Annotated in this window: 18 protein-coding genes; 6 read left to right on the top strand and 12 right to left on the bottom strand. The window is 52.5% G+C overall.

Going from position 1 to position 22,762, the window contains the following annotated elements; all coding sequences use genetic code 11:
• The first annotated feature begins 4 nt into the window (after positions 1 to 4).
• Positions 5 to 1,249, top strand: coding sequence for a mechanosensitive ion channel family protein (locus L383_RS22590; RefSeq protein WP_014882869.1), 1,245 nt, complete (start codon positions 5 to 7; stop codon positions 1,247 to 1,249).
• On the opposite strand, the gene L383_RS22595 is transcribed toward L383_RS22590, so the two are convergent.
• The 4 genes from L383_RS22595 to L383_RS22610 all read right to left on the bottom strand — a co-directional run bounded on the left by L383_RS22595 (position 1,250) and on the right by L383_RS22610 (position 5,708).
• Complete coding sequence (locus tag L383_RS22595) at positions 1,250 to 2,221, bottom strand: LacI family DNA-binding transcriptional regulator (RefSeq protein WP_014882868.1); 972 nt, start codon at positions 2,219 to 2,221, stop codon at positions 1,250 to 1,252.
• 75 nt (positions 2,222 to 2,296) lie between these two features.
• Positions 2,297 to 3,439 (bottom strand): Gfo/Idh/MocA family protein, encoded by a 1,143-nt coding sequence (locus tag L383_RS22600; protein WP_023332297.1) that lies wholly within the window; start codon positions 3,437 to 3,439, stop codon positions 2,297 to 2,299.
• On the bottom strand, positions 3,432 to 4,457 hold the full coding sequence (locus tag L383_RS22605; protein WP_023332296.1) for a sugar phosphate isomerase/epimerase family protein: 1,026 nt from the start codon (positions 4,455 to 4,457) through the stop codon (positions 3,432 to 3,434). Before L383_RS22605 ends, L383_RS22600 begins: the two co-directional genes overlap by 8 nt.
• 15 nt (positions 4,458 to 4,472) lie before the next feature.
• Positions 4,473 to 5,708 carry an MFS transporter gene (locus L383_RS22610; protein ID WP_023332295.1) on the bottom strand — a complete coding sequence of 412 codons (1,236 nt, stop codon included), beginning with the start codon at positions 5,706 to 5,708 and terminating at the stop codon, positions 4,473 to 4,475.
• Positions 5,709 to 5,913: 205 nt separating this feature from the next.
• On the opposite strand from L383_RS22610, the gene L383_RS22615 reads away from it, so the two are divergent.
• Together L383_RS22615 and L383_RS22620 are read left to right on the top strand one after the other, a co-directional pair.
• Entirely contained in the window at positions 5,914 to 6,276 is a 363-nt protein-coding gene (locus tag L383_RS22615; RefSeq protein ID WP_023332294.1) for a type II toxin-antitoxin system RelE/ParE family toxin, read from the top strand.
• Complete coding sequence (locus L383_RS22620) at positions 6,264 to 6,563, top strand: helix-turn-helix domain-containing protein (RefSeq protein ID WP_014882863.1); 300 nt, start codon at positions 6,264 to 6,266, stop codon at positions 6,561 to 6,563. Before L383_RS22615 ends, L383_RS22620 begins: the two co-directional genes overlap by 13 nt.
• A 110-nt stretch (positions 6,564 to 6,673) precedes the next feature.
• Here L383_RS22620 and pheP read toward each other — a convergent pair whose 3' ends face one another.
• The 7 genes from pheP to L383_RS22655 form a co-directional block, all read right to left on the bottom strand.
• Positions 6,674 to 8,062, bottom strand: coding sequence for a phenylalanine transporter (gene pheP, locus L383_RS22625; protein ID WP_023332293.1), 1,389 nt, complete (start codon positions 8,060 to 8,062; stop codon positions 6,674 to 6,676).
• 102 nt (positions 8,063 to 8,164) lie between these two features.
• Positions 8,165 to 10,138 carry a PhoX family protein gene (locus tag L383_RS22630; protein WP_023332292.1) on the bottom strand — a complete coding sequence of 658 codons (1,974 nt, stop codon included), beginning with the start codon at positions 10,136 to 10,138 and terminating at the stop codon, positions 8,165 to 8,167.
• Positions 10,139 to 10,265: 127 nt separating this feature from the next.
• Positions 10,266 to 12,449: a TonB-dependent receptor gene (locus L383_RS22635; protein ID WP_023332291.1), complete on the bottom strand. Its 2,184-nt coding sequence runs from the start codon at positions 12,447 to 12,449 to the stop codon at positions 10,266 to 10,268.
• Positions 12,450 to 12,626: 177 nt separating this feature from the next.
• Positions 12,627 to 13,649 (bottom strand): ABC transporter ATP-binding protein, encoded by a 1,023-nt coding sequence (locus L383_RS22640; protein ID WP_023332290.1) that lies wholly within the window; start codon positions 13,647 to 13,649, stop codon positions 12,627 to 12,629.
• Between the two features lies 1 nt (position 13,650).
• Positions 13,651 to 15,225, bottom strand: a complete 1,575-nt coding sequence (locus tag L383_RS22645) for an ABC transporter permease (protein ID WP_023332289.1) — start codon at positions 15,223 to 15,225, stop codon at positions 13,651 to 13,653.
• Between the two features lie 24 nt (positions 15,226 to 15,249).
• A complete protein-coding gene (locus L383_RS22650; RefSeq protein WP_014882857.1) occupies positions 15,250 to 16,266 on the bottom strand; it encodes an iron ABC transporter substrate-binding protein in 1,017 nt (338 codons plus the stop codon).
• A 332-nt stretch (positions 16,267 to 16,598) separates the two neighbouring features.
• Complete coding sequence (locus tag L383_RS22655) at positions 16,599 to 17,819, bottom strand: cytochrome P450 (protein ID WP_023332288.1); 1,221 nt, start codon at positions 17,817 to 17,819, stop codon at positions 16,599 to 16,601.
• Positions 17,820 to 18,575: 756 nt separating this feature from the next.
• Here L383_RS22655 and L383_RS22660 point away from each other — a divergent pair.
• From L383_RS22660 to L383_RS24640, 3 genes are all read left to right on the top strand, one after another.
• Complete coding sequence (locus L383_RS22660; protein ID WP_023332287.1) at positions 18,576 to 19,676, top strand: acyltransferase family protein; 1,101 nt, start codon at positions 18,576 to 18,578, stop codon at positions 19,674 to 19,676.
• A 361-nt stretch (positions 19,677 to 20,037) separates the two neighbouring features.
• A complete protein-coding gene (locus tag L383_RS25780) occupies positions 20,038 to 20,277 on the top strand; it encodes an acyltransferase family protein (protein WP_109927557.1) in 240 nt (79 codons plus the stop codon).
• Complete coding sequence (locus tag L383_RS24640; protein ID WP_111970420.1) at positions 20,235 to 21,860, top strand: acyltransferase family protein; 1,626 nt, start codon at positions 20,235 to 20,237, stop codon at positions 21,858 to 21,860. The genes L383_RS25780 and L383_RS24640 overlap by 43 nt, the downstream gene beginning before the upstream one ends.
• Positions 21,861 to 22,293: 433 nt before the next feature.
• On the opposite strand, the gene L383_RS26180 is transcribed toward L383_RS24640, so the two are convergent.
• Positions 22,294 to 22,680 (bottom strand): HumD family translesion DNA polymerase, encoded by a 387-nt coding sequence (locus L383_RS26180; RefSeq protein ID WP_023332285.1) that lies wholly within the window; start codon positions 22,678 to 22,680, stop codon positions 22,294 to 22,296.
• Between the last annotated feature and the right edge of the window lie 82 nt (positions 22,681 to 22,762).

Below are 22,762 nucleotides of genomic sequence, written 5' to 3'. Positions count from 1 at the left end.
CGTTATGCAGGAATTAATTGCTCAGGTTGAAGAGTTAGGCATTGAAATTAATCACACCACCTCTTTAGTGATTATCTTTGGTATTATTTTTCTTACTGCCATCATCGTTCATTTTATTCTGCACAAAGTCGTGCTGCGCGCATTCGAGAAACGCGCCCGGGCCAGCAGCCATTTATGGTTGCAGATTATTACCCAGAATAAATTATTTCACCGTCTGGCATTTACCCTTCAGGGGATAATCGTCAACGTTCAGGCCGTTCTCTGGCTGCAAAAAGGGAGCGAAGCGGCAGAAATGCTCACCACCTGCGCGAAGCTGTGGGTGATGGTGTATGCCCTGCTCTCCTTCTTCTCGCTGCTGGACGTCATATTCAATCTTTCGCAGAAAATGGCGACCGCCTCACAGCTGCCGCTGAAAGGGATCTTCCAGGGCATCAAGCTGGTGAGCGCGATTCTGGTGGGGATCTTAATTATCTCTCTGCTGATCGGTCAGTCACCGGCCATTTTGATTAGCGGCCTGGGTGCTATGGCCGCCGTTCTGATGCTGGTCTTTAAAGACCCGATACTGGGACTGGTCGCCGGGATCCAGCTTTCCGCCAACGACATGCTCAAGCTTGGCGACTGGCTGGAGATGCCGAAATACGGTGCCAACGGCACGGTTACGGACATCGGCCTGACCACCGTTAAAGTGCGCAACTTCGATAACACCATCACCACGATCCCAACGTGGGCGCTGGTCTCTGACGCCTTTATCAACTGGAGCGGCATGTCGGCCTCCGGCGGCCGACGCATTAAGCGCAGCCTGAATATCGATACCACCAGCATTCACTTCCTGGACGAGCAGGAGCAGCAGAAGCTGATTCAGGCGAAACTGCTCAAGCCCTATCTGGCCGCGCGACATGAGGAAATTAGCCTGTGGAATCAGAAAAATGGCGAAGGTGAATCGGTATTAGACCTGCGCAAAATGACAAATATTGGTACCTTCCGCGCCTACCTGAATGAATATCTGCGTAACCACCCGCGCATTCGCAAAGATATGACGTTAATGGTGCGTCAGCTGGCACCGGATGCCAACGGCCTGCCGATTGAAATATACGCTTTCACCAACACGGTGATCTGGGCAGAATATGAGGAGATTCAGGCTGACATCTTCGATCATATTTTTGCGGTGGTGGAGGAGTTTGGTTTGCGTATTCATCAGTCACCTACCGGGAACGATATTCGCTCCCTGGCAGGGGTTATAGCGCAATAATCAGGTACTGGCGCGGGAAATAAAGCGCCAGTCCATCATCACTCTTTCCGTGGGCGCCTCGGGGTTGTCGATTTTATTTAAGAGCAGGTCGACCGCCTTGCGCCCGATATCCCGCGACGGCTGTTCGATGGTGGTCAGCGAAATCATGTCCGCCAGCTCGGTGCCGTCAAATCCCACAACAGCAATATCCTCCGGCACCCGCAGCCCGGCCTGCTGAATGGCGCGCAGCGCGCCCGCCGCCAGCGTATCAGAGACGGCAAACACCGCATCCGGTGGATTATCCTGCAACAGATTTTGCATCGCCACCATCCCGGCGCGGAAGCTGAGATCGCTGGCGTATTCAACCGCCTGATACTCCAGATCTTTTAGGTGGATCACGCTCTTATAGCCGCGCTCGCGCAGACGGGCATATTTATAGCTCAGGTCGTGGTTGATCATCGCGATGCGTTTGCGTCCACCGTCGGCAAGCTGGCTGACGGCATGCTGCGACGCATCAACGTCGTTAATCCCCACGCAGGAAACCGCGCCGGCATCGGCATATTCGGCACACTGCACCCACGGTGCGGAGCCAATCAGCGCGGCCAGTTCCGGCAGCTTTGAGAAAGCGTCCATGGTGATAATGCCGTCGACGATTTTGCCCGACAGCAGGCTTAAGCCCGAACGGGAACGTTCGATGTCCGACCCGGAGTTACACAGCAGGATCCGATAGCCGTTTTTCTCCGCCTCTTCTTCAATGCCCTTCACCACTTCGGCGCAGAACGGGTTGGCAATGTTTGAGACCATCACCAGGATCATATAGCTCCGGGCAGTACGTAACTGACGGGCCAGTAAATTAGGCTGGTAGTTGCTCTCTTTGATGGCCTGCAGGACGCGCTCGCGGTTTTTTGCCTTCACGGTGTCGCTGTTATTGAGCACGCGGGAGACCGTTGCCACGGAGACCCCGGCCAGCTGAGCGATTTTCTGAATTGACATAGCGACGACACATCCTGCGGTTAGCGTTTTGTGCAGGCTACCATAAATTTGTTGCCCGGCGAACCGGGCAACACGTCATTGCGCCACGCGTACCCAACGCTGCTGCTGATGACTTTTCACTATGGCATCAATGATATACATCACGCTTGCGCCATCGTGGAAGGTCGCAAACTGCGGTGCCTCCGGCATCGCTCCCGCCTGCACGGCGCGGTAGAACTGCATCATCATATTTTTAAAGGCGTCAGGCCAGCCTTCGATGTGCCCGCCGGGGAAGTGTGCGCTGCTGGCCACGTCAGGGTTCATCAAGCCTGGATCGTCGGTGAGCGTCTGATTTGCCAGCGCGCGATGGCCGATCCACAGCTGTTGCGGCACCTCCTGATCCCACGCCACTGACTGCTCGCTGCCGTTAATCTCAAACGTCAGGCGGTTTTTACGCCCGGCGCTCACCTGCGATACGCTAAAGCAACCTTTGCTGCCATCGTCAAAGCGGAACAGCACTGAGCCAAAGTCTTCGGTACTGACCGGTGTGTTGGTATACGCCGCCGCCTCATCGTGGGAGAAAGTCTGATGACCGCCCATGCTGGCCTTACGCGTCGGCCAGACGATGGAGAGATCGGCCATGACCTCGGTAATGCGCCTGCCGGTCACAAATTGCACCGTATCGCACCAGTGGGAGCCGATATCCGCCACCGTGCGCGAAGCCCCGCCAAGCGCGGCATCCACCCGCCAGTTGTAGTCTGTTTCCAGCAGCATCCAGTCCTGTAAATAACTGCCGTGTGAGGCGAATAGCCGCCCGAGGCTGCCCGCGCGCATCATGCTCGCCGCCTGGCGCACCATCGCAAACTGGCGATAGACAAAGCTCACGCCGTGCACCACGCCAGCCTGCTCCGCCCGCGCCACCAGGTCACGCGCCTCGTCCGACGTCATGCAGAGCGGTTTTTCTGAAAAGACATGTTTTCCCGCGCGCAGGATCTGACGGTTAATCTCCGCGTGCAGATGATTGGGCGTGCAGTTGTGCACCACGTGCAGGTCAGGAAGTGCGAGCAGTTCCGCCACGCTGGCGCAGGCGTGGGGCACGTTAAGCTGGCGTGCTTTTTCCTGCGCGCTGGCAAGCGTGCCGTCGCAGAGCGCCACCACCTGCACAAACCCGAGACGCCGCAGCGCCTCGATATGCGCCGGGCCGATAAACCCGCTGCCGACAATCCCGACATTAATCATGGCTGCCCCCTGCCGCGAAGTCATCAAACGCACGCCCGGATACGGGGATGATGTGGCGGCGGATAAACTCGCTTCCCTCACTTGCGCCGGTATCACCGTCTTTCAGGCAGCACTCCCACTCCAGCACCGCCCAGCCGTCATAATCGTACTGGGTCAGCTTGCTGAAAATGCCTTTGAAGTCGATCTGTCCGTCGCCGAGCGAACGGAAGCGCCCGGCGCGGTTGATCCACGGCTGGTAACCACCGTACACGCCGCTGCGCCCATTAGGATGGAACTCGGCATCTTTGACGTGGAAGGCTTTGATGCGCGCGTGGTAAATGTCGATGAAGGTCAGGTAATCCATCTGCTGTAACAGCATGTGGCTCGGGTCGTAAAGGATATTGCAGCGCGGGTGATTATCCAGAAGCGCCAGAAAACGCTCAAAGCTCACGCCGTCGTGCAAGTCTTCGCCCGGATGCAACTCAAAACAGACGTCCACGCCCTGTTCGTCAAAGGTATCCAGAATCGGTCGCCAGCGGTTTGCCAGCTCCTCGAATGCCGCCTGAAAACGCTGCTCGTTATGCGGCGGCCATGGATAGAAAAACGGCCACGCCAGCGAGCCGGAAAAGGTGGCGTGCGCTTTCAGGCCGAGTCTGGCCGAGGCGACTGCCGCCTGCTTTAGCTTTTCCGTTGCCCATGCCCGACGAGCCGTATCATTACCGCGCACGGCGGCGGGGGCGAAGTGGTCAAACGCGTCGCTGTAGACCTCGTTTACCGCCACAAGCTGCCCCTCCAGATGGGTCGACAGCTCGCTGATGACCAGCCCGTGCGCGCCCAGCTTGCCGGTAATGTCATCGCAGTAGGCCTGGCTCTCTGCCGCTTTTTCGACATCAAAAATGTGCGGATGATTGCAGGGGATCTGCACCGCTTTGTAACCCTTCGCCGCCGCCCAGCCTGCCAGTCCGTCGAGCGTGTTGAACGGCGCTTTCTCGCCAATAAATTGCGACAGAAAAATGCCCGGTCCTTTCATCGTCCTCATAACCCCTCCTGAACATTACGCCTTGTCATCGTCATACCTGAACGTGAGAAGGAAAATCAGCGCGATCGCCGCGGCAGCCACCGCCGGGATCCACCAGAATGTCACCCATGCCTGCGGCACGGTCTGACCGGCCACCAGACGGTTATAAAGCGCGCCTGAAATCTGAGAGCCCAGCAGCATGCCGATGCCGTAGGTGAACATGACAATCATGCTTTGCGCCTGTCCTTTCACCTTTTCACCCGCCACGCGGTCGGTGTAGATAAAGCCGACGACGAAGAAGAAATCGTAGCAGACGCCGTGCAGCAGGATCCCCAGGTACAACAGGATGCGTCCTTCCTCGCTAACGCCCAGCGCGAACATGGCATAACGCACGAACCACGCCAGCATGCCGATCAGCAGCATGACTTTCACCCCCAGACGGCGGAACAGCAGCGGAATGACCAGCATGAAGAAGATCTCTGACATCTGCCCGAAGGACATGGCGGTGCTGACGTCTGCAATACCGGCATCCGCCAGATACGAGGCGGTATAGGCGTAATAGGTGCCAAGCGGGACGGAGATCAGCATCGCGCAGACGGAGAAGACAAAGAAATGGCGGGTTTTGAGTAGCGCAAAGGCATCGGCACAAAAGAGATCGCGCACCTGCACCGGTAGCCCTTTCGCTGGCGCTGGCGTGTGCGGCAGCGTCAGGCTGTAGAGTGCGAGCAGCAGGGAGCTGGCTGCCGCCACCTGGAAGATGGTGACGCTGGACGCCACGCCGGTCACGCCGATGAAAATTCCCGCCACGATCCAGCCGATGGTGCCGAACACGCGCACCACCGGGAAAGTTTTATCCACGTTCGCCAGGCTGTGAAATGCGATGTTGTTGGTCAGCGCCAGCGTTGGCATATAGCAGAGCGTGTAACCAAACAGCAGGCCAATCAGCAGCGCGCCGTTTTCGGCAATCAGCGCCCCCGGCACAAACCAGAGGATTGCCGCGCCCGCCAGGTGCATCACCGCCATCACCTTCTGCGAGGCAAAGAAACGATCCACCAGCATGCCGAGCACAAACGGCGAGAGAATGGAGGCGATGGGCCCGGCGGAGAACGCATCGCCAATTAACAGAGACATGTTGTGCCGGGTCATCACCAGGCCAAGCGTGACTGACCAGCTACCCCAGATGAAAAACTGCAGAAACATCATCAACGACAGACGCGGCACCAGCAGCCGGTGCTGTGTTATCGCCTTTTCACTACTTTCAGTTGACACCATGATAAGCCTCACCCGGAAAAAGTAATCGATTACAAATGACAGCAAATAAAAAGTAATCGATTACAAAATAAAGATCCTGTGGATCGAAACAGAATTGGGAGGGGGGTCACGATAAAGGTCGATGTATGACAAAACGAGGCGTTCTGATTGTCACTATAGCCTACAGGCTATAAAATAATATAGCGAGGAAGCTAAAGGAGAAACGATGTGGAATGTCGAGACAACGGACAGATTTGATCAATGGTACTTCGAACAAACAACAGCATTAAAAGAAGATGTGCTAGCGATGATGCATATTCTTGCTGAGTTTGGCCCAACGCTTGGGCGGCCATACGTAGATACCGTGAAGGCTTCAGCCTATGCGAACATGAAGGAATTACGGATTCAACATGCGGGAAATCCCATCAGAGCTTTTTTTGCTTTTGATCCTGACCGTAAGGCAATTGTGCTCTGTGCTGGAGACAAAACCGGTTGCAATCAAAAACGGTTTTATAACGAAATGATTACGCTGGCTGACGTTGAGTACAGCAGACATCTGGCGGATAAGGAGGCCATATGGCAACGCTAAAAGAACTCATGGCACAACAGAGCGCGGAAAGTCAGGAGCGTATTGCGGCTAAAGTTGATGTAATACGAAGAATTGTTGCCCTGAACCAACTGCGGGAAGAGCTCAATATTTCGCAGACAGAACTGGCCGCGGCAATGGGGGTAAAACAACCCACTGTGGCAAAAATCGAACAGCCGGGAAACGATCCCCGGCTTTCAACACTCAAACGCTATGTCAGTGCGCTCGGCGGTGAAATGAGCATTGATGTGACGTTACCGAATGGGAAACGAATAGCGTTTCAGATTTGATATTGCACATTCAAAGCCGGGTAGCGGCTTCGCCTGACCCGGCCTACAAAATAATAACGGCCCAGAACATGTAGGCCCGGTAAGCGCAGCGCCACCGGGCGAAAAACGTGCTACTTTTTACGGGATAATTTAAACGCAATAAACAGGAACACCACCCACACTGGCAGCAGCATCGCTGAGAGACGCATCTCATCCATCGTGCACATCAGCACCAGAATCAGCCCCAGGAACGCGATACAGATATAGTTCCCTGCCGGGTAGAGCAGCGCTTTAAACTGCGTCTCGCGTCCCTTGCGTCGCATCGCCGCACGAAAGCGCAGGTGCGCCAGGCAGATCATGATCCAGTTCAGCAGCAGCGTGGCGACAACCAGCGCCATCAGCAGGCCAAATGCCGCTTTCGGCAGCAGGTAGTTGATCAGCACCACTAATGACGTAATCGCGCCGGAAAGGAACAAGGAATTAATCGGCACACCGCGACGGCTGACGCGGGTCAGGAACTTCGGCGCGTTCCCCTGTACGGAAAGGCCAAACAGCATACGGCTGTTGGAGTAAACGCCACTGTTATAGACCGAAAGCGACGCCACCAGAATGACGAAGTTCAGCGCCGACGCCACCACATTGCTGTTCAGATCGTGGAAAATCATCACGAACGGACTGCTGTCAGATTTCACTTCCACCCATGGATAGAGCGCCAGCAGAACCACCAGCGAGCCGATGTAAAACAGCAGAATACGGTACACCACCTGGTTGACCGCTTTTGGGATACTTTTATGCGGGTCGCGCGCTTCGGCAGCAGTAATACCAATCAGCTCCAGCCCGCCGAAGGAGAACATGATCACCGCCAGAGAGAGAACCAGTCCTTTCCAGCCGGTTGCCAGAAAGCCGCCGTGCTGCCAGAGGTTATCAATGGTTGCCCGCTCGCCGCCATGACCGGAGAACAGCAGCCACAGGCCAAAGCCGATCATCCCGATAATCGCCAGTACCTTGATCAGCGCAAACCAGAACTCGGTTTCGCCATACAGGCGCACATTGATGAGGTTAACGGCATTAATGATGATGAAAAAGGCCGCCGCCCAGATCCACGTCGGGACATCCGGGAGCCAGTACTGCATGTAGATGCCTGCGGCGGTCAGTTCGGCCATCCCCACCAGCACGAACATCACCCAGTAGTTCCAGCCGGAGAGGAAGCCTGCAAACGGGCCCCAGTATTTGTAAGCAAAGTGTGCGAAGGAGCCTGACACCGGCTCTTCAACGACCATTTCGCCGAGCTGGCGCATGATCAGGAAGGCGATAATCCCGGCGATGCCGTATCCCAGCAGTACTGCAGGGCCAGCCATTTGAATGGCGGGGCCGATGCCGAGAAACAACCCGGTACCAATCGCGCCGCCGAGGGCAATTAACTGAATATGTCGATTTTGCAAACCACGTTGCAGCGTCGGATTCTGATCCGACGAGGCTTCAGCGCTACCATGGCCTGAAGCGGATGACGCGTCTTTCACGCCCTACCCCTGTCTCTTTTTTAGAAGGGGCACGTTTTAACACTTCATGCTGGTGGTAGCAAGTTTAACGCCGGGCCAGCGCATGCGCCCGGCGGATTAACGTCACGACCCGATGATCCCGCCGTCCGCTTTGACGATCACCACCGTTGACGAACGCGGGCGTCCGTTCGGGCTGGCGTCCGGCCAGTTAGAGACGGCACGCGGATTGGCCGGGTCGGTAATGTCATCCCCGCCCTCTCCCGGATGCTGAATATTGATAAACAGCGTCCGGTTGTCCGGCGTAAACGCAATACCGGTGATTTCACACCCACGCGGGCCCGTCAGGAAACGACGAAACTCATTGCTGCCCGGAATGGTGGCCACCATCTGGTTATTGCCCATCCCCTCATACGCTTTTTTGTTGATCGTGCTGGAAGAGACGTCGGTCTGGATCCACAGAACGCCCTGATGATCGAACGACAGACCATCCGGGCTGCCGAATGCCGCCCCCTGCATAGAGCCTTTGGCCTTCGGATCGTCGCTGTCTGTGCGCCCGCCCATGACCAGAATATCCCATTTAAAGCGTGCGGCGGCAGGATCGGCCCCCTCTTCGTGCCAATGCATAATATGACCAAACACGTTATTAGCACGCGGGTTGGCGGCATCGACCGGGGCTTTCCCCTCTTTACCGCGATCGCTGTTGTTGGTGAGCGTACAGTAGACGCTGCCGCTGGCGTGCGGATCCACGGCTATCCACTCCGGGCGATCCATTTTCGTCGCCCCCACCACGTCAGCCGCCAGGCGGGTTTTAATCAGCAGATCGCCCTGGTTTTCAAAACCGTGGCTTTTATCCAGGCCATTCTGCCCGAAGATCAGCGGCAGCCAGTCGCCGCTTCCCTCTTCGTTGAACCTGGCAACATACAGCGTGCCCGAGGTCAGCAGTTGCATATTGGCCTCACGGTTCGCAGGATCGTATTTTTTGTCAGAGACGAATTTATAAATGTACTCAAACTTCTGATCGTCCCCCATATAGACCACCACGCGATTATCGGCGGAGAGCGTAACGGCGGCCCCCTCGTGCTTGAAGCGGCCAAGTGCGGTGTGCTTGCGCGGTGTGGAGGTCGGGTCGTAGGGGTCAATCTCTACCACCCAGCCGAATCGGTTAGGCTCGTTAGGCGTTTTATCGACGCTAAACCGCTCATCCACCTCGTTCCAGCGGTAAGATTCGTCGCTGTCGCTGATGCCATAGCGCTTTTCCAGCGGATTGAGATCGGTTTTTTTCACGAAAATATCCGACCAGTTCTCCTCGCAGGTGAGATAGGTGCCCCACGGCGTATGGCCGTTGGCGCAGTTTTGCATGGTGCCCAGCACGCGCTCCCCCTGCGGGTCGGCGGCGGTTTTCATCAGGGGCTGATGCCGCGCCGGGCCGGTAAGCTGCATCGGCGTATTGACGGTGATACGGCGGGCATAAGAAGACGGGCGAACCACCTCCCAGCCGCTGCCCGTTTTTTTCACTTCCACCACCGACACGCCCATCGCGTTCTGCCCCTTACGGGCTTTGTCGAGGTTCCAGTTCGCCATACCGTCCGTAAACAGCATCCCGTTATCGATGTATTCATGGTTCAGCGCCAGCAGACCATGTTCCGGGTTTTGCTCCCCCTGCGGCAGGCTAAACCACGCCATACCGTCGTGGTGCATCCCCGCCTGCACGGCCTGTTCGTCGGTCGTGTTGCTGGCATCCGGCTTAAATGCCGGCATGTGGTCTTTGATGCCCGTCGGGTCACCCCAGCGATAAAACGGGCGGGCAATATAACCTTCCGGCACCCTCACCGTATCGTCCGTGGAAACGGGAATACTGGTAAACCCAAGCGACACCGCTTTTGCCAGCGCGGACGGCTTCGATACCGCGGCAATGGCGCTATCAGGTTTGATCAAAAAGGGAAAGGAAACGGCAGCACCCGCCACGGCGCCCATCTGGAGAAAACGACGGCGGGAGAGGAAAACCTCTGCAACCTCGGAGAAAACCGGATTAGCGCTGCGGTTAGTGATGTCGTCGCGATGTTCTTTTTTAAAAACGGATTTGAGGGGTCTGCCCATAGCGGCTTCCTGTCATTGGCCAAGAGGTAAGGAGTTGGCGAACAGTGTAAGAAGCTTTTGTTACAATTTTATAACAGGATAACGGCGGGATTGGGGCGTCCCTGCCCCGGATAACGAGGTGGAACGCTTAGAACTCGTAGCCCACCGAGACCTTAAAGGTTCGCGGTTCGCCCTGAGTGATGTAGGTACCGGAATCGTCCACGCTGGCCCAGTAGTTTTCATTGGTCACGTTGTCGATGCCTGCGCGCACGGTCATCTGGTTTGCATTGTGGTTCAGCGCGAAGCGGTAGCGCATGCCCAGATCCAGCGTGGTATAGCTGTCCAGCTTTTTGCTGTTCGCGAGATCGGCATACTGCGTGCCCGAGTGGTTCACGCGTGCGGTGGCGGTCAGGCCGTCAACTGGCTTGATGTCGTACTCTGCCCCCAGCACGGCATAGAAGTTCGGCACGCCAATCGCATCGTTGCCTTGATTCACGCCGTTTTTGGTTTTGGTCAGCTCGGCCTGCAGCCAGGTGGCGCTGGCGTTCAGGCGCATCCCGAGCATGGGCTCGCCAAAAACGTTGAGCTCTACGCCACGGTTACGCTGTTCAGCGTCCAGGCCGTAGTGATTGTCATCGTCGAGGATCGCCGATGGCATTTTGATCTCAAACAGCGCCAGAGAGCCGCCCACGCGTCCAAAGTCTGCCTTCAAGCCGACTTCATTCTGTTTAGAGTGAACAATACCGGTGCTTTGACCGTAGTTGGTGGCGGTGTCCGGCGCGGTTTTTCCCGGCTGCAGCGCTTCGGTGTGGTTGGCGTAAAGGGAAATCTGCTCCCACGGTTTATAAACCACGCCGTAGGTTGGCATCCAGCGGCTACCGTCGAAGCCGTCCGCGTCGTTTTCCGCACCGGTAATTTTGTTATACCCGCGGATGACCACTTTCTGATGACGCGCCCCCGCGGTGAACAGCAGCTTGTCGTCCAGGACGCCCAGCGTATCGCTCAGCAGCCAGCCCTGAGTACGGGTGCGCCCGCTGGTTAGCGGATCGCTGTATTTGCCACCTGATCCATTGAAGTTGGAGCTGTCCGGCATATCAACGCCGGTGTTGTGGTAGATGTTGGTGGTCGGGTTATCCTTCGTCGCCGACATTTTCCACGCGATTTTTTCGTTTTTGGTCGTCGCCGAGTAGCCGACGTTCACCTTGTGCGACACAAAGCCGGTATTGAAATTCCCGCGAATGCCCGCCATCCCGCTAACGGAATCGCTAATGCGGTTAGTATCCAGACGGCTGACCGTGGCTTTGCCGCTTTTGTCCAGCAGCTTCGGCGCGCTGTAGATCCCTTCTTCGTGCGCATGCTGCGCGCCCAGGCCGGTATAGGCGGTCCAGTTATCGGTGATGTCGTATTCGCTGCGCCACATCCCAAATTCGTTTTCGATGTCGCTGTAGGCCCACTTCTGCGAGAAGTTACGATCGTTTTTCGGCGGTTCAGGCACGAAATCCACCGCCGAGATGTTGACGCTGGTCGGGCTGCCGTGGAAGGTTTTCTTTTGATAGCCCAGATCCAGCGAGGTGCGGACGTTGTCGCCGTTGTAATCAAGACCGGTGGAGAGCAGCGTGGTGCGGCGACGGTCGTTTGGTACGCCGGTTTCCCCTTCACGGTGGACCAGGTTCACGCGCGCGCCGAACTGGTCGCTGTCACCAAAGCGACGGCCTGCATCCAGCGTGGTGCCAAACTGCGAATCTGAGGTGTAATCCACGCCCACTTTTGCCTGCGGGGTATCGCCCGCATGTTTCGGCTCAAGATTGATCATCCCGCCCACGCCAGAGCTTGCCGCGCCGTTCATCAGCGCGTTGGCGCCTTTGAAGATCTCAATGCGGTCAACCATCTGCGCATCCACCACCTGACGCGGCAGTACGCCGGACAGCCCGCCAAACGTCATGTCGTCGCCGTCAAACTTCAGGCCACGAATGCGGTAGGTCTCCGCGCTGTTACCGTATCCCTGAACGTACTGCACGCCCGCATCGTTGGCGACCACGTCAGCGATGGTTTTCGCCTGCTGATCTTCCACCAGCTTCGAGGTGTAGCTGATGATGTTGAACGGCACGTCCATGGCGTTCTGCTGGCCCAGCATCCCCATGCGCCCGCCGTTCGCCACCTGCCCGTCAAGAAAGGCCGGTACCAGCTGGTCGCCGCCGGGTTTAAAGTCGCTGGCAGGTGCAGCCTGCACAACAAGCGTATCTTCTTTTTTATCATCCGCCGCCTGGACGGAATGTGTCACCGCCCCAATGGCGAGCGCCAGCAGCGTTTTGTGTATTTTGGTGTTGTCCATCGTTAACTCATTTGAAAGTGCGCGAAAAAATGACCCGTTGTCGGGCCTTAGAATGTATTAACTGCAATGCAAATGAGAACTATACGCATTATCTATGCATTGGCAAGCGTCACGCGTTCATGAAGGGAGGTAATGAGGACGATGGGGAACAACCACCCCGTTTTGGGGTGGTTATGATTATAAAACGCGCGCAGTGCCCGTCACATCAATGCGTACCGCCGCGCCCGGGTGCCAGCCCGGCTGACTGACGGTCCTGAGGATAATGGGCTGTTCATGCCCGGCTAATACCAGCGTCAGCGTAGACAGCTGACCGGTGAAGTCGACATCAAGAATGGAGACCGGGCTTTCATGAGGCGCACATGCCGTCACGCGCAATTGTTCAGGACGCATCATTACCCGGCCCTCTCCTGTTGCATGCGGATTGTCCGTCGGCACCTCGCCCAGTGCACACACGGCGTAACCCCCAGCGAGCTGAGCAGGCAGGATCACGGCATCGCCAAGAAACAGCGCCGTCTCTTCGTCAACGGGACGGGTATAGACGTCATAAGGCGTTCCCACCTGCGTGAAGCGGCCAGAACGCATCACGGCAACCTGCGTGGCAAAAGACAACGCTTCGTTCTGATCGTGGGTGACCAGAATTGAGGCCACGCCCGCTTCCGCCAGCAGATCGGCCGTTGCTTTACGCGTCATGGCGCGCAAGCCGGTATCCAGCGCCGAGAACGGTTCATCCAGCAGCATCAGCGAAGGACGCTGGGCCAGCGCACGGGCAAGCGCCACGCGCTGCTGCTGTCCGCCGGAAATCTCATGGGGCCAGTGCGTCGCGAGCTGCCTGTCGAGAGAGACCATCTCCATCAGCACCTCAACGCGCTGGCGCTTCTCATGGCGGGTACCGTTCAGCCCCCAGGCAATGTTATCTGCCACGTTGAGATGGGGGAACAGCGCGCCCTCCTGGGGCACAAAACCGATCCCGCGCAGGTGAGCAGGAACAATATGATTTTCATCAAACAGCGTTTTTCCCTGCATGACAATGCGGCCGGTATCCGGCGTCTCAAACCCGGCGAGAATACGCAGCAGCGTGGTTTTCCCCGACCCGGAGGGGCCGACAATCGCCGTGCGGCTCCCCGGCGCAACGCTCAGGTTTAAGCTGTCGAGCACCTGCACGTCCGAAAACGATTTTGAAATGGCGGTTAATTCAAGCATGTCATAGCCCTGCAATTTTTTTCGACTGCATATAGAGAATGGCGGTCAGCGGGAGTGAGATCAGAATCATCAGCATCGCGTAGGGCGCGGCGGCCACATAATCAATTTCACTGGTCAGCGCCCAGAATCCGGTGGAGAGCGTGCGGGTTCCCAGCGGCGAGAGCAGCAGCGTGGCGGTCAATTCGTTGCTGACGCCAAGGAATACCAGCGCGGCGCCTGCCGCAGCGCCCGGTGCGGCCAGCCGCAGGGTAACGCTCCAGAGCGCTTTCGCAGGCGTGCTGCCCAGGCTGCGCGCCACGTTTTCCAGCTCCACCGGCGCCTGGGCAATCCCTGCCCGCAGGTTAATGAGCGCGCGGGGCATAAACATCAGCAGATAGGCCAGGAACAGGGTGATTTCCGTCTGATAAATGGGGCGAGCGTAATGAATAGTGACCGTGACCAGCGCCAGCGCGGTGACAATGCCCGGCAGCGAACTGGTGATGTAGATGCACCCTTCCAGCATCCGGAAAATACGGTGCGGGTAGCGGATCCCAAGCCACGCGATGGGGATGACGCACGCCGTCGTCAGGAGCGCTCCGCCCACGCCGAGCATCAGCGTCTGGCGCAGGGAGTGCCAGAGATCGGCGTTCATCCAGTTTTGTACGCCGCCGAGCCAAATCCAGCGGCACAGGACAAGTAACGGCACGCCCAGCGCCAGAATGACCAGCGCGAGGAAAAACAGCTGTCCCAGCGCAGCCGCCGCAGGCTTCAGCGGCCAGCGTTTCTGTTCACGTGCCGCGCCAGCGCCAATGCGTGCATAGCGCGCTTTCCCGCGCGTCACGCCTTCCAGCACTAAGATCGCCAGGCAGCATAAGGCCAATACGCCCGCCAGCATGTTCGCTGCCGGGCCGCTGAAGGTGGACTGAAACTGGTCGTAAATGGCCGTTGTGAAGGTATCAAAACGGATCATCACGTACAGACCGTATTCCGCCAGCAGGTGCAGCGCCACCAGCAGCGCGCCGCCGCAGATAGCCAGTTTTAGCTGCGGCAGCACCACGCGGAAAAAGACCCGCCACGGTGGGGTGCCGAGCGAGGCGGCCACATCTTCCAGCGTTGGGTCAAGACGACGCAGCACCGCCGCAACCGGCATATAAATAAACGGATAGTAAGCTAAAACGGAGAGGAACACGCCCGCGGAAAGGCCATGCATCGAGGGAACCACGCTCACCCAGGCATAGCTTTGCACAAACGCGGGGATCGCCAGAGGGGCGACCGCCAGCGCGGACCAGATCCCTCGCCCGGCAAGCTGCGTGCGCTCCGTGAGCCAGGCGATCGCCACGCCCGTCACGATACACAGCGGTACCGCCAGCGCCGTCAGCCACAGCGTGTTACTGAGCAGTTCAGCAACACGTGGGCGAAATACCAGCGCCCTAATCGTTTCCCAGCCCGTCTCAACGCCTATGGCAATGATAAAACCCAGGGGCAGAAGTGCCAGTAAAGAAAAAAGGACAGCTAACGCTACCATCGGCAGTGCAGGACGCCTGCGGCCAGGCTCCCGCACGCTGTTTTTGCCGAGGTCGAGACTCAGACCAGACATAAGACCTTCACTTCACTCTCAGGATCACAGCAGACCGGCTTGCGTCATCAGCTCGATAACTTTTTTACTGTTGAGCGTTGAAGGTTCAACTTTCGGTGCATCCAGATCGTTCAGCGGGACCAGTTTCGGGTTAGAGGCCGCGTTCACGCCCACCGCATATTCAAAGGCATTGTTGGTGCGCAGGCTTTCCTGGCCCTCTTTACCGGTAATGTATTTAATGAACGCCTGGGCCTGCGCTTTGTGTTTGCTGGACGCCAGCACGCCACCACCGGAAAGGCTGACGAACGCGCCCGGATCCTGGTGTTTGAAGTAGTAGAGTTTGGTGTTTTTGCTGTTCTCACCCGTTTTGGACTGATCGACAAAACGGTAGTAGTGATAAATCACCCCGCCATCAATCTGGCCGGCGTTGACGGCTTTCATCACGGTGCTGTTGCCTTTATAGGCCACGAAATTAGCTTTCATCGCCTTCAGCCATTCCAGCGTGGCTTTTTCGCCTTTAAGCGCCAGCATTGCGCTCACGATGGCCTGGAAATCCGCGCCTGACGGTGATGCCGCCCAGCGGCCTTTCCACTCGGGTTTGGCCAGATCCATCAGCGACTTAGGCAGCTGCTGTTCGCTCAGTTTTGCCGGGTTATAGACGAATACGGTGCTGCGGGCGGCAATGCCGATCCAGCGGCCATGCGCCGGGCGGTACTCTGCCGGTACCTGCTTCAGGGTGTCTGCATCCAGCGGGGCAAACAGGTTGGCATTATCCACCAGTACCATGGACGGTGAGTTTTCCGTCAGAAATACGTCTGCAGGTGATGCGCTGCCTTCCTGAACCAGCTGGTTACCCAGCTCGCTGTCATCGCCGTTACGCAGCGTGACCTTAATGCCGGTCTCTTTGGTAAAACCGTCAACCCACGACTTCACCAGGTTTTCATGCTGCGCGTTGTATACCACAATGCCTTCGCTGTTATCAGCGGCAACGGATTGTGTGGAAAGGAAAAGCGATGATGACAACAAGGCAAGCGAGAAGCAGGACAGCAGGCGAGAATTCATGAACATATCCTTAATAGAGCAACGGGAATAATGACGCATAGCGTTGTGGGACAGGATTAAAGCATACAAAAACGCTAATGATAATTAGTATCAATCCAGTTTAAGCGTAAAAGTGTAAAATTTCTTTTTTGCGACGAGTGAAGTGATAAAAATCCAGATTTAAAAAACGGATTAATTAAAGATTAAGAAAACCTTAAGACAACACACTACAAAATATCATTAGCCTTCTATTTATTACGTCGTTATTTATCTGACAATTTAAGAATAAAAAACGTTCACCACTGGCGCCGTGAAAATATGATTCCCTTCATAGCGTTGTCCTTATTATTACCTCAGGTAATTTTTACCGGCAGCGTCTCCAGCGTTCTCAGAATCAGGCTTCGCGTCGACCATTTAGCCTCACCGTCGAGAGAGAGCGTCCCGCGTTCGCATAAAGCCATGGCAAGGGTTTCAGCCTGACACTGCGCCAGCAGTTGTCCAATACACTGGTGCACGCCTGCGCCAAATCCCAGCTGACGTTGGGCATTCTTGCGGCCAGGAATAAAACGCCACGCCTCTTCAAATACGCTTTCATCGCGATTTGCAGAGCCAAGGCATACTAAGATGTTATCCCCCGCTTTAAGTTCGCGTCCCAGAAATTGCACGGGAGCCACTACTTTTCGTCTGCCCATCTGCAATGGAGACTCAAAGCGCATGGTTTCACTAACGACATCTCTCATCCGCAGCGTGTTATTTCTGACGCGCGCCTGTAATTCAGGATGTTGTGCCAGCATATACGCCAGGTTTCCGGTTAACGCTTCGCTGGTTTCACTCCCGCCGATAAGCATGGTGACGCAATCTGTGCTGAACCGCGTTGCAAGCGCATCCCGATCGCCGCCATATCCTTTCAGGAGGCTGCGATAAAAAAGCGAGTCGTAACCCTGGCTGTGTGCCTGCGCGAGTTGGCGAAAACTGTCATCCAGACGAGAAAGCGCCACGATCAGCCGCTGTAATCCCTCTCGATCAATTGCGCTGGGGTCCAGCAACAGCCTGATGGCACTTTTCTCTTGTTCAACCACCTCCTGCTGCGCTTCCGGCAGGTTGAGCCAGGCGGTGAACAGCTTCCCCCAGAGCGGGGCAGCAATCTGGCGAATGCCGTCAATCGTGCCGGTGGTGGTTAACTCTGCCACCAACGTATGTGACTCGTCAGAAATCAACTGGGTTAACGCAGCCCAGGATTCGCCGGTAAACAGAGCTTGCAGCGCCTGACGGTGCGCGCGATGCACATTCCCGTCTTCAAACAGCACAATGCCGTAGAGAAGATCGCGTATGGGGGGCGAGAGGCTGAAGCACTCTTTTTCCATTTCGCTATGCACATCTTCAGGTATACCCGAGGAGACGAATGCTCGCTCTTTAAGCGTCTGATAAACATCCTGATAGCGGGTAAGCACCCACGTTTTGCCGATTCGCGCTACAGGCTGGTGGTTTCGCATGTGGTGGTAGACGTTATGAAGATTTTCCTGAAAGACAGGTGAGGCAGGATTAAACCGAAGTGCTTTTTCAACATATGCCACGGGTGAGCCCTCATCGCAGGATTAATCACCTTTCAGTAAAGCAGGGATATGTTGCAGTTCAAATATGGCAGATAAGGAGATCAATGGCACGCGCCCTGTAGGATTCGAGCCTACGACATACGATTCAAAAATTCCTGAAAAAAACCTGATTTACGTATGACTGCCGCCAATTAGAATACCTTATCTAAAGGGATAGGTCAGGCCAGTTATGATGTGGTGTTCGAATGATATGTACTCCTCAAAGTTGTATCGTGCGAATGATGGCAATCGCATAATGCACATTTGATGATTACTTTTTACCATGGCAGCACCATTGTTTGACCGTGTCGTTCAATAGCAAGGAAGCAAAAAATGACCAGGGGATGCTTCACGTGACACAATGCCCAAAAATTGCAGGGGCGTCGATCTTAGGCCGAGATGATGGTAGCCTATGTGCCTTTGCAAGGTAGAACCACTCTTTTTTACGTTCGGAGCAATCTATACATGACATTATCCAGAAGCTCTTTATCTAAATGGGTTGTCAGATTGGAAGAATTCGTTAACGCTACGAGGATTACCATAAAGTTATCATGGAGCGTTCCTTCTCTTGTCATCATTGATGATTTTACATATTGCATTTTGGGAAGAGATAGAATACAGGCTTGTATAAACAAACAATAAAGCAGCTTACCTCGATAAATTTTCTCCTGGATATTAGAAAAATTTAAAAACTTAACCTAACATAAAGAATATTTTAAATGGATAACTACCAAGGCTATGAACAATAAAATACAATCTATACATCTTCTGCGTGGAATCGCAGGTATTTCTGTTGTCCTTTATCACTTCAAGGGATATCTAAATGGGGTTTATGCCCAGAAAGATTTGGGACAGATTTTGTTTGGTTCTGGTGCTTTTGGAGTCGATATTTTCTTTATGATAAGTGGCTTCATTATCGCTTTATCAACACAAAACATTACATCCAAAGCGATTTTTGCAACAAGACGTTTTTTTAGAATTTATCCAGCTTTTATAGTAGTTTTTGTTATTGGCGTGATCACTGTATATCAATTTGACCCATCTGAGAATTTACTTCGTGGTCTTTTCTTCATTCACAGGGATTATTCTCTTGAATCACCAGGCTTTGGATATAATGTTCTTGGTCCGGCATGGACATTAACTTATGAAATTTACTTCTATGCATTATTTGCAGTAGCAATGGCATTTAGCCATAAGTATAGAACCATATTAACATCCATCTTTTTAGTAACGCCTGTATTCATATTGCAGGTTTACTTTAATGGGACAATTTCCATAAACGGAAATGCGGCGGCAAACATCCCTTCTGACTACTATACCTACGGATTGCTCAGATTTATATCCTCCCCGATGCTTATAGAGTTTGTGGTCGGAATGCTCTTTTATGAACTATACAGAAATATAAATATCAATGTAAGTCGCGGTATCGCTAAATTTGTATTAATGGTGTCGACAGGAATCTTTATCACTAACTATTTGAGTGGTCACTTTACCGGATTTGGAATGGATAAGGCGGGTGTTATTTCTGCAATTCTTCTTTTCGGATTCCTGTTCTACGATAAATTTGTAGGATTTGGTGAGAGCAAACTTTTAGGATATCTGGCAGATATTTCATTCTCAATTTACATATCACACTATCTTTTCATCAATCCAGCCAACTATTACAAACCAGAATTCATTATAACAACAAACGGCTTAGGGAGACTATCAATGATGCTCACTATCACCTTAGCAGCAGGTACAATGCTTCATTTTTATGTGGAAAGACCATTCATCTCTATAGGTAAAACAATCGAAAAAAATATCTTTTCCTATAAGAAGAAAAAGCAGATAGCATAGTTATAAACCCCGTGACTCTGCGGGGTTTGTTTTTAGAGCGTCCTGTGGCATGTTTAGGATTTATTTAATCTCCCTTTTCATATTGTTGCAGTGTGACAGATATCTCGTCGACTTGCTCAGGCATTATCAATATATTTGTTATCCCAATCTAAAGATTTGCTAAAATCATAATGAAAAGTATCATTGCGATGTTTTTCTCTAATAAAAAAGAGAGATCCATTACAGATTTAATGTTAAACCCTATCGACCGTGCAAATTGAAAATGATAAACTATTCTTATTGCTGATGTGTTAGCCAGGTATTGTATTAGTAGCATAACTGCAGCAATATGATAAAAATAATACTTACAGGTTAATAAAGAATGCTAAAAGATAAATTCCGCCACGACATTAACTGGCTAAGATCAATCGCAGTAATCGCTGTCGTTTTATATCATTTTCATATCCCTTTCTTAAACGGTGGTTTTGTCGGTGTCGATATATTTTTCGTGATATCTGGGTTTTTAATGACTGGAATTATATTAACGAAAGTCGAATTTAATTCGTTTTTAATTTCTATATCTCGCGTTTTTTACGGATTGTCCCGGCGTTATGCTTTGTAGTTTTATTCATGGTCGTAGCAGGATTTTTCATTCTTAGCACAAAAGAATATGAAGAATTAAGTACCAATGCTACTGCATCTTTATTATTTTTCTCGAATAAATATTACGCACTACATTCAAGCTATTTTGATTCATCCTCTGAAAATAACTTTTTTCTTCATACATGGTCTCTATCAGTAGAATGGCAATTTTACCTGATATTCCCTATTGTTATTATAATAATCAGGAAATTAAAAACCCCATTATTTCCTGCGCTTGTTTTTTGCTGGATAGTTTCATTTATAACAATGTTAATGCTCTCGGGTCATAACCAAACAGAGGTCTTCTATTCATTATCCACACGCGCATGGGAAATGATATCGGGAGGATTAGTGTATGCTCATAGTTCGACAAAAGTAAGTGCAAAAAACAGACCTGCACTATCATACATTGGCATTTTATTAATCATAGTATCAATCTTCACTATTAACAACAACGATTTGTGGCCTGGTGCAAATACTTTAATACCTGTTTTTGGAGCCGTTATATTTATAATCGCGAATAATCAAAACTCAACTATTATCAGAAATTCGATTTTTCAGTTTATAGGTACAATATCATATTCATGGTATCTGTGGCATTGGCCTGTAATAGTTACAATGCGATACTACAACTTAAATAATAATGTACTCAATACTACTTTAGGCATTGCCGTATCATTATTATTTGCTTTAATTTCATATTATTTGATAGAAACCAAATTTAAACACAGAAGTAAAACACAATCTAATTTCATTATAAGCATCTCATTAGTATCAGCATGTGTATTTGTTGCTTTTACAAATGGTATGAGCTTCAGATTTAATGGTGACATGAACGATATTGCCAGCTATAGATTCAATAATAAAAACTGGCGTCCTGATTCATGCTTCCTTAATCCAAACCAGGATTATAAGCAATTTGATAAATGCCCTGACAAAATGACTAACGATTCAGTTGTTATTTGGGGTGATTCCCACGCAGCTCAACTTATGCCTGGCCTTCACGTAAATAATAAAAATACCAAATTCACTCAAAGGACATCCAGTCTCTGCGGCCCACTACCTGGCGCTGAAAACAATCAGAGACCATTTTGTAAAAACATAAACAGTTATGTTTTGAATGAAATTATTAGTACAAAGCCTAAGCTAGTTATTCTGGCTGCATTTTGGTCTCAATATCCGTTCGAAAAATATTTAACTGAAACACTAAAAACACTACAAGATTCGGGAGTTCATACGGTTGTGATTGGTCCATTTCCTTTCTGGAGCGAGCCATTACCGAAGGAAATTGAGATTAATGGTCTAAATCCTCAAAGAACCCTTCCAATTGAACTTCTCGAAAGTAAGAAGCATCTTTTTGAGAATGAAATTAAGCTAAAATCAATTATTTCTCACAATGACAATGCTAAATTCATTTCTGCATTAAGTGTGCTTTGTAACAATGCCACTTGCAAGGTTACAGTTGGTGAATCCCCTGTCAGACCAATGCAATGGGACAACGCGCACTTGACTGATTCAGGTTCACAATGGTTTATAAACAAGATAAAAGATAAGTTGAATTAAATAGTTGAAAGGCCATCATTTGATGGCTTTTTTCATTAAAGGCTATTTATATAGTTAGTTTCGTTTATTTTCCCCCATAAGCTATCGTAAGCGTTTGGGTTCTTTATACAAACGGGCTACGTTCCATTTCTTTCCGTAAGCGCATTAGCGTGGATGTACTTCCATCAAATGATTATCTGCCACACGCAGGTGTTGTTGGTTAGCTAAGTCCGACACTGTTTATGTAGCAAGAATCAGGCTACCGGGAATCATATCTGATGCTAAATGGCACGCCCTGTAGGATTCGAACCTACGACCTACGGCTTAGAAGTTCCTGGAACTACCTGAGCTAACAACAACTTACCCCATCACTACGGCGCTCACACGTCCCATCTTCGAAAAACATGCAAAGACTTGCAAACCGATGCAAAGCTTTGTGTGTCCCATTTCTGTCTCACATAACCGGACAGTCATCAAACTCACCCGCCCTCATATCGTTGATGCAGTATGTGATCACCCCAAAGATAGCATTCGGGCTCGTTCCGTCGTCGTGAACCGGTATCTCCTCTCTCCTGCCCGTCTGCAAATCTTCCAGGTGTGGATGAGGATGCTTACGATAGCGCTTAATCCTCAGCTCACCTTCCATTCTGCAAACTAACAATGAACCGTCACACGGATTTAGTGACGCGTCAACTACAAGCAAAGCACCGTATATGATGCCCTCGCGATAGTGCGTCGCACCAGCTCTTATGAAATACGTAGCCGCAGGTCTGGCTATGATGCGCTTGTCGAGCGATATGCGTTCTTCTACGTAGTCTTGTGCTGGACTCGGGAATCCCATAACTCACCTCCGATAGTTACTGTATATTCACACAGTATTACTGATCGGCGGTGTCGATCAATAGCGTTTGTGGTGCTACACT

This window comes from Enterobacter sp. MGH 37, assembly GCF_000534515.1.
Classification (GTDB): Bacteria; Pseudomonadota; Gammaproteobacteria; order Enterobacterales; family Enterobacteriaceae; genus Enterobacter; species Enterobacter kobei.
Note: the sequence above shows the minus strand (reverse complement) of the source record. Positions and strands in the feature narration are given on the sequence as shown.